Here is a 12616-nt window from a genome sequence, read left to right on the forward strand (position 1 = left end):
ACGCGGTCAAATGGCATAATGACAATAGTGGCAAAGGGCAGATGTCTAATCGAGCGAGGCCAGAATGGCGCGGGCACGCAACCGCACCGGCTTGTCGATCATCACGCCATCCAGCGAAACCGCTCCGTCCTCCTCGCCCTCGGCCGCCTCTTCGGAGGCCTCGAGAACGCGCCGCGCCCAGTCGACTCCCTCGTCGCTCGGGCGAAAGGCTTGTTTCACCGCTGAAATTTGTTTTGGATGAATGCAGAGCTTTCCGCTCATCCCGAGGTTGCGCGCATGGCGGGCATCCGCTTCACACAAGGTGGGATCGTCCAATGCCGTCGTCACGCCGTCGATCGGCGGTGCGATTCGCGCAAGTTTTGAGGCGAGCACGATCTCGAACCACGCGGGCAGAAGCACCTCGCGCAGGTGGTCGCAGCCAAGATCCGCGCAGAAATCCACAGAGCCGAAGGTAAGCCGTTCCACCCCGTCGATATCCGCGATGGCACGCGCGGAGGCGAGCCCTGCCGCCGTCTCGATCAACGCCACGACGGACACCTTGCCCCCAAGGGCCTGCACCACGGCCACAACATCGCCCACATCCTCCGCCTTGGGCAGGACGACGGCGGAAAGGGCGAGCTTGCCTACCGAGGCAAGATCATCAGCATGCCACGGCGTTCCGCACCCGTTGATGCGCACGAGAACAGGCAGATCCGTGAAGTCGCAGGCAAGTGCCTGTCCGGCCTTCCGCCTTGTCCGCCTCTCCGACGGCATCTTCCAGATCGAGGATCACCGCATCAGTTCCAGATCCGGCCGCCTTGGCAAACCGGTCGGGCCGCGACGCCGGCACGAACAATGGCGTCCGGATCCCGGCGATTTCCTCTCTCAACGTATCCATGTTCATCCCCGTGACCGGTCCCGCTACTGCGCATCTTCCGACCGGAGGGCCGGGACGGAACCGTAATCGCGCTCTTCGCCGGCAAAGATCGGAGCGGGAGCCGGGAAGCGCACTGGTCCGTTGGGGCTATCCACCTCGATACGGCGCAGATGCGGATGCGTGGAAAGCCCGGCCATGTTGTTAACCCGCGCCAACGCCACATCCGACTTCAACAGGGCCTCGATCGCCTCATCGCAATCATACCGGGCGACGGCCTCAGCGACGACAGCATCCGTCTTCGCCCGGTTTTCGACCCGCACCACGTTGGTGGCGAACCGCTCGTCGGTACCAAGGGCCGCATCCCCGATGAAGACCTCGCACAGCTTGCGCCATTCCCGGTCGCTCTGAATGGAAATCAGGATCGGCGTCTTGTCGCGCGTCTCGAACACGTCATAGGGCGAAATGGAGGGGTGAGCGAGCCCGATGCGCTTGGGCGGATTGCCGCCCTCGTAATTGAGCAGCGGCACCGTCAGCCATTCGGCGATCACGTCGAACATGGAGACGGAGATATTCGCGCCCTTGCCTATCACCGAACGCCGGATGAGGGCCTCCAGGATCGCCGCGTGCGCGGTTGCCCCCGTCGCGATATCGACGATGGAAAGCCCTACCCGCGACGGCCCTTCCGGCGTGCCGGTGATCGAGCAGAGCCCGGATTCCGCCTGGATCAGCAGGTCATAGGCCTTGCGGTCGGCGTAAAGCCCGCCCTCTCCGAAACCGGCAATCGAACACACGATCAGGCGCGGATTGGCCTTCACCAGGTCTTCGGGATCGAAGCCGAGCCGGGTCAACGCCCCGCACTTCAGGTTCTGCACCACGACATCGGCACTACCGATCAGCTCCGCCAGCCGGGCCTTCGCCTCCGGCTTGGCGAGATTGAGCATCAGCGTTTCCTTACCCCGGTTGAGCCAGACGAAATAGCTCGACTGACCGGCGGCAGCGGTATCGTAGCCGCGCGCGAAATCGCCTTCCGGCCGTTCGATCTTGACCACCCGCGCGCCCGCATCCGCAAGGCGCGCCGTGCAAAACGGCGCCGCCACCGCCTGTTCGATGGCGACGACCGTCAATCCTTCCAGAGGCAGAGTCATCAGAACGACCGCGGCAGGCCGAGAATGTGCTCGGCGACGTAAGAAAGAATGAGATTGGTGGAGATCGGCGCCACCTGATAGAGCCGCGTCTCGCGAAACTTGCGTTCCACGTCGTATTCGGCGGCAAAGCCGAAGCCGCTATGGAACTGCAGGCAGGCATTGGCAGCTTCCTACGAGGCCTTGGCGGCGAGATATTTCGCCATGTTGGCCTCAGCCCCGCACGGCTCGCCCGCGTCATAGAGCCGGCACGCCTGATAGCGCATCAGGCTTGCGGCCTCGATCTCGATATAGCTTTCCTCGATGGGGAACTGAACGCCCTGGTTCTGGCCGATCGGCCGCCCGAACACGTTGCGTTCCTTCACATAGGAGGTGACGCGGTCGGTGAACCAGTAGCCGTCGCCGATGCATTCCGCCGCGATCAGCGCGCGCTCCGCGTTGAGCCCGGTCAGGATGTACTTGAAGCCCTTGCCTTCCTCGCCGATCAGGTTCTCGACCGGGATTTTCAGATCGTCGAAGAACAGCTCGTTGGTCTCGTGGTTCACCATGTTGCGGATCGGCGTGACCGTCATGCCGCTTTTCATGGCTTGCTTGATATCGACCAGGAAGATCGACAGCCCCTCCGACTTCTTCTTCACCTCCGCCAGCGGCGTGGTGCGCGCCAGCAGGATCATCAGGTCGGAATGCTGGACGCGACTGATCCACACCTTCTGGCCGTTGATCACGTAGCGATCGCCCTTGCGCACGGCCGTGATCTTGATCTTGGTGGTGCCGGTGGTCGGCTCGGTCACGCCCATGGACTGAAGCCGCAACTCGCCCGAGGCGATCTTCGGCAGATAGATCTCGCGCTGCTCGTCGGAACCGTGCCGGACGAGCGTGTTCATGTTGTACATCTGGCCGTGGCAGGCACCGGAATTGCCGCCCACCCGGTTGATCTCCTCCATGATCACCGAGGCTTCAGTGAGCCCGAGGCCGGATCCGCCGTATTCCTCAGGGATCAGCGCGGCCATCCAGCCCGCTTTCGTCAGCGCATCCACAAACTCCTCCGGATAGACGCATTCGTCATCCACCTTGCGGTGGTATTCGTCCGGGAATTCGGCACACAGCGCGCGCACGGCATCGCGGATATCCTGATATTCATCTGAAGAATGAATCACTTGTCTCTTCCATCGGGCCTGATCGTCGCTGATACGGCCACCTTTGGCCAATCAACTAAGGGGGGCTCTGCAGGGATTTCAAATATGGAAAAGCGATCCGGCCCATAGCGAATTGATATGGCCCGAAGTGCCCGTACGGGAATGCGCAATTGTCGATTTGGGCTAGGTTCGTTCGTGTTGCCCATCCTTCGAGACGCGCTCTTACGAGCGCTCCTCAGGATGACGTTGAGAGTGTAGCAGGTCGTTTCGATCTATCTTTCTGCCAAAAAAAATCAACACGATAACGTCATCCTGAGGAGGCGCGACAGCGCCGTCTCGAAAGATGGATAACAAGAATGAATCTCCACTCCCCAAAGCCACGGGTCACGGCGCCCGCCCCTTACCTGTAGGTCCGCTCCTCGATCGGCGTCCCGGCGATCCGTTCCAGCAGCATTTCCAGCATGGCCGTCTCCGCCCGGTTCATCTTCGCGCTCGGGTTCCACACCACGTGCACATCGATGCCCGGCAGGTTCTCGTAAGGCGGCAGGCGCCAGAGCAGACCGTCATCGAGGTCCCGCCGCACCACGTGAACCAGCAGAGGCCCGATGCCCAGCCCCGCGATGATCATACGCCGGACCTCTTTCAGGTTCGCCGAAGTCCCGACCACCCGGTCGATCAGGTCGGCATCGGCCCGCATGAGCGTCACCGACCTCAACGCATCCTCCAGCCGGTCGGTGACGAAGCTGACAGCCGCCTGCCCGGCGAGATCCGCCTTGGTCAGATCGCTCACCCCGAAAAGCGGATGGGTGGGCCCGCAGAAGAGGCCGAAAAATTCGCGGTAAAGCCTCGAATATTCCAGCTTGGAATTGCGTTTGCGCACCAGACACACGGCAAGCGAGGCGCGCCGCGACATCAAGGCGTCCAGCGTATCCTTACTGGCGGATAATGTTGACCGACAGGGTCGCCAGCGGGTGCTTTTCGTGAAAGCGGCGCAGCGTCTCGTCAAAAAGAGGGCAGACCACGTGGCTCGCCATGGCGATTTCGACATGCCCGCGCACCTCGTCCGCCACGTCGCGCATCAAGGTGCCGAGCCGCAGGATCGGCCCCTGGATCTCGACCGCCTCACGCAGAAGGAGTTTGCCCGCCTCCGTCAGTTCGAAATGTCCGGACTTTCGATTGATGAGCCGCTTTCCGAGCCGGTCCTCAAGCCTTTTCAGGGCGCTGGAGACGGTCGGCTGCTTCAGGCTGAGCCGTTCGGCTGCCTCCGTTACGCTGTGGGAGCGCGCCAGAACGACAAATGTCCCGAACAGATTCCAGTCCAGATCGCGAACCAAACGTTCGGCGCCCAGGGGATGTGAATCCTCATCCATAGATCTGCTCTATAGTTACAATTCCGATTTTCTATTTTATCAATTAAGTAGCTCTTGCCACTCTCCGTCAAGGTAATTTTACTTAAAGGCATTGGCATGAGCGTCGAGGCGCGCGAGAGGCGACAACCCTGGATCCTGCTATCGCCGGCACTGACAGCGATCACGCTGCTGCTGTTCGTCCCGCTCGCCTTCATCGTCGTCTATTCGTTCTGGCTCAGAACCGCGACTGGCGCCGACCAGGTTGGCTTCTTCCTCGACAACTGGAACGAGGCGCTGACCGATCACTTCTACCGCGACATCCTCCTGTCGACCCTGCGCATCGCGGCCATCACCACCGTCGTGTGCGCCGTGATGGGCTATCCGACCGTCTATTTCATCGCGCGCTCCAAGGGCAACAAGGCGCTCATGCTGCTGCTTTTGATGCTGCCCTTCTGGATCAGCTACATCATCCGCACGATGTCGTAGATCAACATTCTCGGCGTTTCCGACGCGGTGAACTGGGCGCTCATCGAGATCGGGCTCATCAGCGAGCCCTTCCAGATGCTCTACAACGAGACGACCGTCATCCTCGGCCTCGTCCACTTCCTGCTGCCCTTCATGATCCTGAATGTCTACGTGGCGCTGGAAGGCATCGACACCTCGCTTGAAGACGCGGCCTGCTCACTCGGCTCCACCCGCTGGCAGAGCTTCCTCGAAGTGACCTTGCCGCTGTCCCTGCCCGGACTGGCCATGGGCGGGCTTCTCTGTTTCGTGCTGAGTGCGGGCACCTACATCACACCGCTGGTCCTCGGCGGGCCGACGGACGCCATGTTCGCCAATCTCGCCTTCGAGGCGATCATCACCCAGCTCAACTGGCCGCTCGGCTCCGCCCTGTCGCTGATGTTGCTGGCGATCCTCGGCGCGCTGGTGTTGATCTACAACCACTTCCTGGTACTGGGCCAACTGATGAAGGGCTTGAGCTGATAGGCTGGCAGGTCATTCGCGGCTGGGCGGTCGCCGTCTACATCTTCATGTTCCTGCCGGTGGCGGTCGTGGTGCTCTTGAGCTTCAACGCCAGCCAGTTCGGCTCCTTTCCGATGACCGGACTGTCGTTGCGCTGGTTCGTCGAACGGGCCAACAACGAGGCGATTCTCAGGGCCTTTCGCACCTCCATTGTGCTGGGCCTGCTCACCGCGGTGATCCGACGACGTTCGGCGTCCTCGCAAGCCTTGCACTGGTGCGCTACTGGATCCCGGCGCGCAATTTCATCTCCACGATCCTGATCGCGCCGATCCTGGTGCCGGAAGTGGTACTGGCCGTCGCCCTGCTGCTGTTTCTGAACGCCCTGTCGATCAACAAGAGCTTCCTGCTCCTGCTGATGGGCCACGTGATCTTCACCCTGCCCTTCGTGATCCTCGTGGTGCAGGCCCGTCTCGTCAGCATCCGCCGCGATTACGAGGAAGCGGCGCTGAGCCTCGGGGCAAGCCCGATCGAGACCTTCTTCCGGGTGACCCTGCCGCTGCTGGCGCCCGCCGTCTTCGCAGGCATGCTCTTCCCCTTTACTATCTCGTTCGACGACATCACCGGCACGCTCTTCTGGAAACCGGGCGGGGTGGAAACCGTGCCCACCCATATCTTCGCCATGCTGCACAACTCCATCTCACCGGAGATCAACGCGCTCGGCACCGTCATGATCTTCTTTACCGTCGGGCTTCCCCTTCTGGGGCTCGATCTTGCCCGACGGCTCGCCATGCAACGCGGCAAATAGAACCGCGTGCATCTGAAAAAAACACCACCATCCAGACACAAGCCAGACTTCAGGGGAACGAAATGGACAACACAAAACGCTACGAGCGCTTGAGGGAGCGCTATCTGAACGGCGATCTCGACCGGCCCAAATTCCTTGGCCTCATCGGCGCGGCCGGACTTGCCTACGGCGTACACACGCCCTTCGCCCGTCACGCAATGGCAGCGATCGAAAAGGTGCGTTTCGACGGCTGGGGCGGCGGCGTCTCCGAGGCCTTCCGCAAATAACGCCTTCGGTCCCTACACGGAAAAGACCGGCATCGAAGTCGTGGACGGCACCTTCGGCGGCTCCGACGAGTACATCTCGCGCGTCAAGGCCAGCCAGTCCGGCGAATACAACATCGCGCACCTCTCCGGCGTCTTCGATTACGCCCGCTACAACGGCCTCGGCCTGACCTCGACGCTGAACGAGGACAACATCCCGAACCTGAAGAACGTCATCCCGAAGCTGGTCGACGTCTTCCGCAATGTGACCGACGGCAAGGTTCTCCTGCGTACCCTACGATTACGGCACCACCGGGCTTGCCTATAACCGCAAGCACGTCTCCGACGAGGAGATGAAGGAAAAGGGCGCGAAGATCCTCATCGACGAGGCGCTCAAGGGCAAGATCGGCGGCTGGAGCGACTGGCGCACCCACATCTGGTACGCATCGCTGCAGACCGGTCAGGACCCGAACGGTGCAGAAGACATGGACGCGATCTGGGACGCCATCCGCGCCCACCGCGACCTTGCGCTGAAATACTGAACCTCGGGCGCGGAGCTGATGAACCTCCTCGCCGAGGAGGAGATCTACGTCACCGAAGGCTGGTCCGGCCACATCTACGCGCTGCAGGAGCAGGGCCACGACATCGGCTACATGGATCCACCCAACGGCTTGGGCTGGCAGGAATGCCTCTTCGTGATCAAGGGATCGCCCATGGAGGTCTGCGAGAAGCTTCTGAACTTCATGCTGGCGCCGGAGACCTCCATTGCGGTAGCCGAGGGGCAGAAATATCCCCCCGCCCTCGAGCCCACCAAGATCGATCTCGGCAAGAAGATCCCGACCCTGTCCGCCTTCGATCCGACCGGTACGCTGGACGGACTCACCTTCGCCAATCCGACCTACTGGAACGGTCACGAGCAGGAATGGTCGAAGAAATTCCACCGTATCCAGAAGGGCTACTAGGGCCAACCCGCGCGGGAGGGGCCACCGCCCTCTTGCGCACGGTGTTGCGGGAGGATGGGTTCGGATGTGTAGCCCACCCTTCGAGACACACTCTGGCTAGCGCTCCTCAGGATGACGTTGTGCGTATGGCTTGCGTCCACGAAGCCAACAACACAATGACGTCATCCTGAGGAGGCGCGACAGCGCCGTCTCGAAGGATCGGCCCCGGGTCCCCCGTCCTCTCCCCCCGACATCCCTCTCCGACAAACGTCTCCCCATCGCACGGGGCCGACTGTCCGTTTCTGTTTCCCATGGCGGAGAACGCATGTGAGCGCCGTATCCCTGACCAACATCGTCAAGCGCTTCGGTTCGGTGACGGCCGTTCACCGGATGTCCATGGAGATCGCCGAAGGCAGCTTCACGACCCTGCTCGGCCCTTCGGGTTGCGGCAAGACCACCACCTTGCGCATGATCGCCGGTCTGATCGACCCTTCCGAAGACGACATCACCATCAAGGGACGACGGGTCAACGACATTCCGATCCACAAGCGCAATCTCGGCCTCGTCTTCCAGAACTACGCCTTCTTCCCGCACAAGACGGTGGCGGAAAACGTCGCTTTCGGCCTGAAATACCGGGGCGTTTCCAAGGCGGAAGCCCGCGAGAAGGTGCAGCGCGCGCTCGATCTCGTGCAGTTGCCCCAGGTCGGCGACCGCTATCCCAAGGCGCTTTCCGGCGGCCAGCAACAGCGCATTGCTCTGGCGCGCGCCGTCGTCATCGAGCCTGACATGCTTCTGCTGGATGAACCGCTGTCCACGCTCGATGCGAACCTGCGCGAGGACATGCGCGTGGAGCTGAAGCGTATCCAGAACCGCATCGGCGTCACCACCGTCTTCGTCACCCACAACCAGTCCGAGGCGCTCGCCATGTCCGACAAGCTCGTCGTCATACCGAACGGGCTGGTGGAGCAGATCGGCACGCCGGAGGAAGTCTACAACATGCCCGCCAGCGAGTTCGTCACCAGTTTCCTCGGCACCTCGAACATTCTGGCCGGCCGCTGCATCGGGCTCGACGGCTCGTCCGTCGCTCTCGATATCCCCGCACTTGGCAGGATCGAGGTCCCGCGCGAGCGTGCCCCTCACATTTCAGGCTAAGGTGCCGCGCGCCTCGTGCTATGTGCGGAAAAGCTCACCGTCGCCTCAACTAATGCGCCCACCAACGGCGCCCTCTCCCTGCCCGGCACCGTCGAGACGGTCGACTATCAGGGGCAGGCGGCCCGCTATTTCCTGCGCCTGGGACACGCCGCTCCAGGCAATCAACATGATCGATGAGCATCCCTTCGAGGAGAGACAGTCGGTCAGTCTCCACTTCCGGCCGCGCGATTGCGCAGTTCTTCCGAGTACCGAGTGACATGTCCACGCCCCCCAAATCCCACCTCTTCTATCAAAGCCGTTTTCGCCGCCCCATGCTCGATCAGGCCGGGTGGGGTCTACATGTGGGACCTCGAAGGCAAGCGCTATCTCGACGGTTCCTCCGGCGCCATGGTCTGCAATATCGGCCATTCCAACGAGCGCGTGCTGGAGGCGATGCGCCGCCAGATGGAGAAATCCACCTTCGGCTATCGCCTGCATTTCGAAACCGAACCGGCCGAGCGGCTGGCGGAAAAGACCGCAAGTCTCACGCCCGACGGCATGGACAAGGTGTTCTTCGTCTCCGGCGGATCGGAGGCGGTTGAAAGCGCCATCAAGCTTGCCCGCCAGAACGCTCTGGCGATCGGCGAGGCTCAGCGCTGGAAGGGTGATCTCGCACCATTCGAGCTATCACGGGGCCACGCTCGGCGCGTTGGCTTTGACCGGATACACGCCGCTTGCCTCTGCCTTCGATCCGATGATGCGCCCCATGCCGAAGATCCCGGATCCGCGCGCCTATCTCGACCATCTCGACGCAAACGACGAGGCGACGGGCCACTACTACGCCGACATGCTGGAGGATCGCATTCTGGCCGAAGGGCCGGAAACCGTGCTCGCCTTCATCGTGGAACTGGTCGGCGATGCCTCCACCGGGGCGCTCGTGCCGCCCGCGAGCTACATGAAGCGCATCCGCGAGATCTGCACGAAATACGGCGTGCTGCTCATCCATGACGAGGTCATGTCGGGCGGAGGGCGGACCGGCAAGTTCTTCGCCGCCGAACATTGGAACTTGGCGCCCGATATCCTGACGATCTCCAAGGACTTTACCGCCGGCTACGTACCATTGGGCGCCATGGTCGCGCGCAACGACATCGTCGAGAACGTGCTCGACATGGGCGACTTCCTGCACGGCTACACCTACGCGGGCAATCCTCTGGCCTGTGCCGTCGGTCTCGCAGTTCTCGACAAGATCGAGCGAAAAGGCATGATGGACAATGCCACGAAGGTCGGGGCGGAACTGAAGGCTGGCCTGCAAGGTCTGATGGAGCTTCACAAGATCATCGGTGATGTTCGCGGCATCGACCTCTTCCTCGCCTTTGAACTCGTCTCTAACCGCAAGACGCTGAAGCCTCTGCCAAGGAACCTCAACGCCTAAACCGCGCTTGTCGACATCGCCTATGACAAGGGGCTGATCATCTATTCCCGTCGCACCCGCGGCGGCTACGACGGCGACCACTTCCTCGTCTGCCCGCCGATGATCACCGACAGCGGACACGTGGCGGAAATCCTGGAAACGCTCGAAGACGCGCTGACCGAATTCCGCGAAACCACCGTCGACCGCCACCTGCAAGCCGGATGACGCGAGAGCTCCCATGACAGACCGGATAATCATCACCTGTGCGGTGACGGGGTTCATCCATCCCCCCACCATGTAACCCTACCTGCCCGTCACGGGCTCGGAGATCGCAAGCGACACGTTGAAGGCGGCGGAAGCGGGCGCAGCGATCCTGCACCTGCATGCCCGCGACCCGGGAAACGGCCGCCCATCGGCGCTTCCCAAGCACTTCATGAGCTTCCTGCCAGTGATCAAGCAGGGATCGGATGCGGTGGTGAACATCTCCACCGGCGGCAGCGCCGTCATAACGCTGGACGACCGGCTGGCCGCCCCCACCATGGCAGAGCCGGAAATGTGCTCGCTCAACATGGGCACGATGAACTTCGCGCTCTATCCGCTGGCCAAGCGCTATTCCGACTGGAAGCACGACTGGGAAAAGCCGTTCCTGGAAGGCTCCGACGACCTCGTCTTCAAGAACACGCCGCGCGATATCGCAGCCGTGCTGACTCGGCTCGGACAGGAGCGCGGCGCGCGCTTCGAATTCGAGTGCTACGACGTCGGCCACCTCTACATGCTGCGCCATTTCGCCGATCGCAGCATGATCAAGCCGCCCTTCTTCATCCAGTTCGTCTTCGGCGTGCTGGGCGGTATCGGAGCCGACCCGGAAAATCTCGATCACATGAAACGCATCGCCGACAAGCTTTTCGGCGACGACTACATGTTCTCCGTGCTCGCCGCCGGTCGCCATAAGATCCCGTTCGCCACCATGGCCGCAGCCATGGGCGGGCATATCCGCGTCGGTCTTGAGGACAGCCTTTTCATCGACAGGGGGCGAACTGGCGAAATCCAATGCCGAACAGGTGGAAAAGATCCGCGAAATCGTCGAACGTCTGGGCCGTACCGTAGCGACACCATCTGAGGCGCACAAGATGCTCGCCCTGAAGGGCGCAGACAGGACGACCTTTTGACCATGGACGACATCATCATCCGCAGGGCGAAGCGCGAGGACGTCGAAAAACTGCACTGGGCTTTGACCCGGCTCTCCGAAGACATCGACGACGATCACGCTGCCTCGAGCGCCGACCTGTTGCGGAACGGCTTTTGCCGAGTACCCGGCCTTCTTCGCCCTTCCGGCCGAGGATCGGAATGGCGGTGATGTCCTCGGCGCTCTCATGGCCTCGCCGCTCTTCTCCACCACAAATGCCGGGGTGGGGCTCTACGTCACCGACCTCTGGGTTGCCGCCGCCACACGCGGCTACGAGCTCGGCAGACGCCTGTTGGCCGCAGCGCTCGAAGAAGCCGACAAGGAGTGGACGGTCCGCTTTCTGGAACTTGCCGTCTACCAGGACAACGCCAAGGCCCGCACCTTCTACGACCGGCTGGGCTTCTCGCAATTCGCAGACGAGATCTTTCTGACCCTGAAGGGGCCGGCTCTCGAGAACTTGAGGAAAACGCAATGAAGGCCATCTTCGATGATCGCCAGTGGAAGCACGATCCAAAGCATTTCATGGCGAACGGAACCGTCTATCCCAACCCGGAACAACTGCAGCGCATCGAGGTGCTGCACTCGGGCGCGGAGGCGGCCGGATGCTCGTTCCAGGCGCCCGCCGATCACGGCATGGGCCCATCGCGGCCCTGCATACGGCGAAATATCTCGTCTTTCTGGAAACCATCCATACCCACTGGAGCCGGATTGCGGATGCGTTGACGAGGTGATCCCGAACGTCCACTCCGACCGGCGCACGGCCTCCTATCCGCGTTCCGCCATCGATCAGGCGGGCTTCCATCAGGCCGACACGGCTTGCCCGATCGCAGCCCACATCTTCGAATCCGCCTACTGGTCCGCCCATAGTGCGGTTAAAGGCGCAGACCTTCTCCATGCGGGCGAACAGGCGCTCTACGTGTTGAGTCGCTCGCCCGGGCACCATGCCTTCGCGGATCTGGCAGGCGGGTTCTGCTTCTTCAACAATACCGGCATCGCGGCTGAGCGACTGCTGGCCGCGGGCCATCGCCCGGCCATCCTCGACGTGGATCTCCACCACGGCAACGGCACGCAGGGCATCTTCTATGAACGCTCCGACGTGCTGACCGTCTCGATCCACGTCGACCCGATCCGCTTCTATCCCTTCTACTGGGGCCATGCCCAGGAACGCGGCGAAGGGGCTGGCCTCGGCTACAACCTCAACCTGCCCCTGCCGCGCGGCACCGGCGACGACGATTACCTGAAGACGATAAAGACCGCCTTTGCCCATATCCGCGCCTTAGGGACGGACGTGCTTGTCATTGCCCTCGGCCTCGATCCCTTCGAGAAGGACCCGCTGAAGGGGCTTGCGGTGACAACACCGGGCTTTGCGCGTATTGGCGAAGCCATCGCCAAATTCGGCCTTCCGACCCTGTTAGTGCAGGAGGGCGGATATCTCTCCGAGGAGCTTGGCTAGA

Annotated in this window: 16 protein-coding genes and 5 pseudogenes; 16 read left to right on the top strand and 5 right to left on the bottom strand. The window is 62.0% G+C overall.

Annotated elements, in window-relative coordinates:
* Positions 1–45: 45 nt before the first annotated feature.
* The 5 genes and pseudogenes from QNJ43_RS19795 to QNJ43_RS27480 form a co-directional block, all read right to left on the bottom strand.
* Positions 46–877, bottom strand: a pseudogene (locus QNJ43_RS19795) (CoA ester lyase).
* Positions 878–900: 23 nt separating this feature from the next.
* The gene (locus QNJ43_RS19800) at positions 901–2001 is read right to left on the bottom strand and encodes a CaiB/BaiF CoA-transferase family protein (protein WP_300472298.1); all 1101 of its coding nucleotides are present in this window, start codon (positions 1999–2001) and stop codon (positions 901–903) included.
* Positions 2001–3152: pseudogene (locus tag QNJ43_RS19805) on the bottom strand (acyl-CoA dehydrogenase family protein). The gene QNJ43_RS19800 and the pseudogene QNJ43_RS19805 overlap by 1 nt, the downstream one beginning before the upstream one ends.
* Before the next feature lie 382 nt (positions 3153–3534).
* Positions 3535–4047, bottom strand: coding sequence for a substrate-binding domain-containing protein (locus QNJ43_RS27475; RefSeq protein ID WP_346433056.1), 513 nt, complete (start codon positions 4045–4047; stop codon positions 3535–3537).
* A gap of 19 nt (positions 4048–4066) precedes the next feature.
* Positions 4067–4504 (bottom strand): LysR family transcriptional regulator, encoded by a 438-nt coding sequence (locus tag QNJ43_RS27480; protein WP_346433057.1) that lies wholly within the window; start codon positions 4502–4504, stop codon positions 4067–4069.
* 96 nt (positions 4505–4600) lie between these two features.
* Between QNJ43_RS27480 and QNJ43_RS19815 the strand changes: the two genes are divergently transcribed.
* The 16 genes and pseudogenes from QNJ43_RS19815 to QNJ43_RS19885 all read left to right on the top strand — a co-directional run bounded on the left by QNJ43_RS19815 (position 4601) and on the right by QNJ43_RS19885 (position 12615).
* The gene (locus QNJ43_RS19815; RefSeq protein ID WP_300472300.1) at positions 4601–4969 is read left to right on the top strand and encodes a hypothetical protein; all 369 of its coding nucleotides are present in this window, start codon (positions 4601–4603) and stop codon (positions 4967–4969) included.
* A 27-nt stretch (positions 4970–4996) separates the two neighbouring features.
* Positions 4997–5467 (top strand): ABC transporter permease, encoded by a 471-nt coding sequence (locus QNJ43_RS19820; protein ID WP_300472302.1) that lies wholly within the window; start codon positions 4997–4999, stop codon positions 5465–5467.
* Between the two features lie 47 nt (positions 5468–5514).
* The gene (locus tag QNJ43_RS19825; protein WP_300472304.1) at positions 5515–5766 is read left to right on the top strand and encodes a hypothetical protein; all 252 of its coding nucleotides are present in this window, start codon (positions 5515–5517) and stop codon (positions 5764–5766) included.
* Positions 5721–6251 carry an ABC transporter permease subunit gene (locus tag QNJ43_RS19830; RefSeq protein ID WP_300472306.1) on the top strand — a complete coding sequence of 177 codons (531 nt, stop codon included), beginning with the start codon at positions 5721–5723 and terminating at the stop codon, positions 6249–6251. The genes QNJ43_RS19825 and QNJ43_RS19830 overlap by 46 nt, the downstream gene beginning before the upstream one ends.
* A 62-nt stretch (positions 6252–6313) precedes the next feature.
* On the top strand, positions 6314–6517 hold the full coding sequence (locus QNJ43_RS19835; protein ID WP_300472308.1) for a hypothetical protein: 204 nt from the start codon (positions 6314–6316) through the stop codon (positions 6515–6517).
* A 40-nt stretch (positions 6518–6557) separates the two neighbouring features.
* A complete protein-coding gene (locus QNJ43_RS19840; RefSeq protein ID WP_300472309.1) occupies positions 6558–6821 on the top strand; it encodes a hypothetical protein in 264 nt (87 codons plus the stop codon).
* A gap of 25 nt (positions 6822–6846) precedes the next feature.
* Positions 6847–7035: a hypothetical protein gene (locus tag QNJ43_RS19845; RefSeq protein ID WP_300472311.1), complete on the top strand. Its 189-nt coding sequence runs from the start codon at positions 6847–6849 to the stop codon at positions 7033–7035.
* 18 nt (positions 7036–7053) lie between these two features.
* Entirely contained in the window at positions 7054–7455 is a 402-nt protein-coding gene (locus QNJ43_RS19850) for an extracellular solute-binding protein (protein ID WP_300472314.1), read from the top strand.
* A 306-nt stretch (positions 7456–7761) separates the two neighbouring features.
* The gene (locus QNJ43_RS19855; RefSeq protein ID WP_300472315.1) at positions 7762–8586 is read left to right on the top strand and encodes an ABC transporter ATP-binding protein; all 825 of its coding nucleotides are present in this window, start codon (positions 7762–7764) and stop codon (positions 8584–8586) included.
* 15 nt (positions 8587–8601) lie between these two features.
* Positions 8602–8763 (top strand): TOBE domain-containing protein, encoded by a 162-nt coding sequence (locus QNJ43_RS19860; RefSeq protein ID WP_300472317.1) that lies wholly within the window; start codon positions 8602–8604, stop codon positions 8761–8763.
* Positions 8764–8925: 162 nt separating this feature from the next.
* Positions 8926–9153 (top strand): annotated as a pseudogene (locus QNJ43_RS27485) (aminotransferase class III-fold pyridoxal phosphate-dependent enzyme); the annotation flags it as partial.
* A 76-nt stretch (positions 9154–9229) separates the two neighbouring features.
* Positions 9230–9997 (top strand): aminotransferase class III-fold pyridoxal phosphate-dependent enzyme, encoded by a 768-nt coding sequence (locus QNJ43_RS27490; RefSeq protein ID WP_346433058.1) that lies wholly within the window; start codon positions 9230–9232, stop codon positions 9995–9997.
* Positions 9998–10283: 286 nt separating this feature from the next.
* A pseudogene (locus QNJ43_RS19870) lies at positions 10284–11145 on the top strand (3-keto-5-aminohexanoate cleavage protein).
* Between the two features lie 2 nt (positions 11146–11147).
* Positions 11148–11333 (top strand): hypothetical protein, encoded by a 186-nt coding sequence (locus QNJ43_RS19875; protein WP_300472319.1) that lies wholly within the window; start codon positions 11148–11150, stop codon positions 11331–11333.
* Positions 11245–11637 carry an N-acetyltransferase gene (locus tag QNJ43_RS19880; RefSeq protein WP_346433060.1) on the top strand — a complete coding sequence of 131 codons (393 nt, stop codon included), beginning with the start codon at positions 11245–11247 and terminating at the stop codon, positions 11635–11637. Before QNJ43_RS19875 ends, QNJ43_RS19880 begins: the two co-directional genes overlap by 89 nt.
* Positions 11634–12615 (top strand): annotated as a pseudogene (locus QNJ43_RS19885) (histone deacetylase family protein). Before QNJ43_RS19880 ends, QNJ43_RS19885 begins: the two are co-directional and overlap by 4 nt.
* Position 12616 lies beyond the last annotated feature (1 nt).

The organism is Breoghania sp. (genome assembly GCF_030066895.1).
In the GTDB taxonomy this organism is placed as follows: domain Bacteria; phylum Pseudomonadota; class Alphaproteobacteria; order Rhizobiales; family Stappiaceae; genus Breoghania.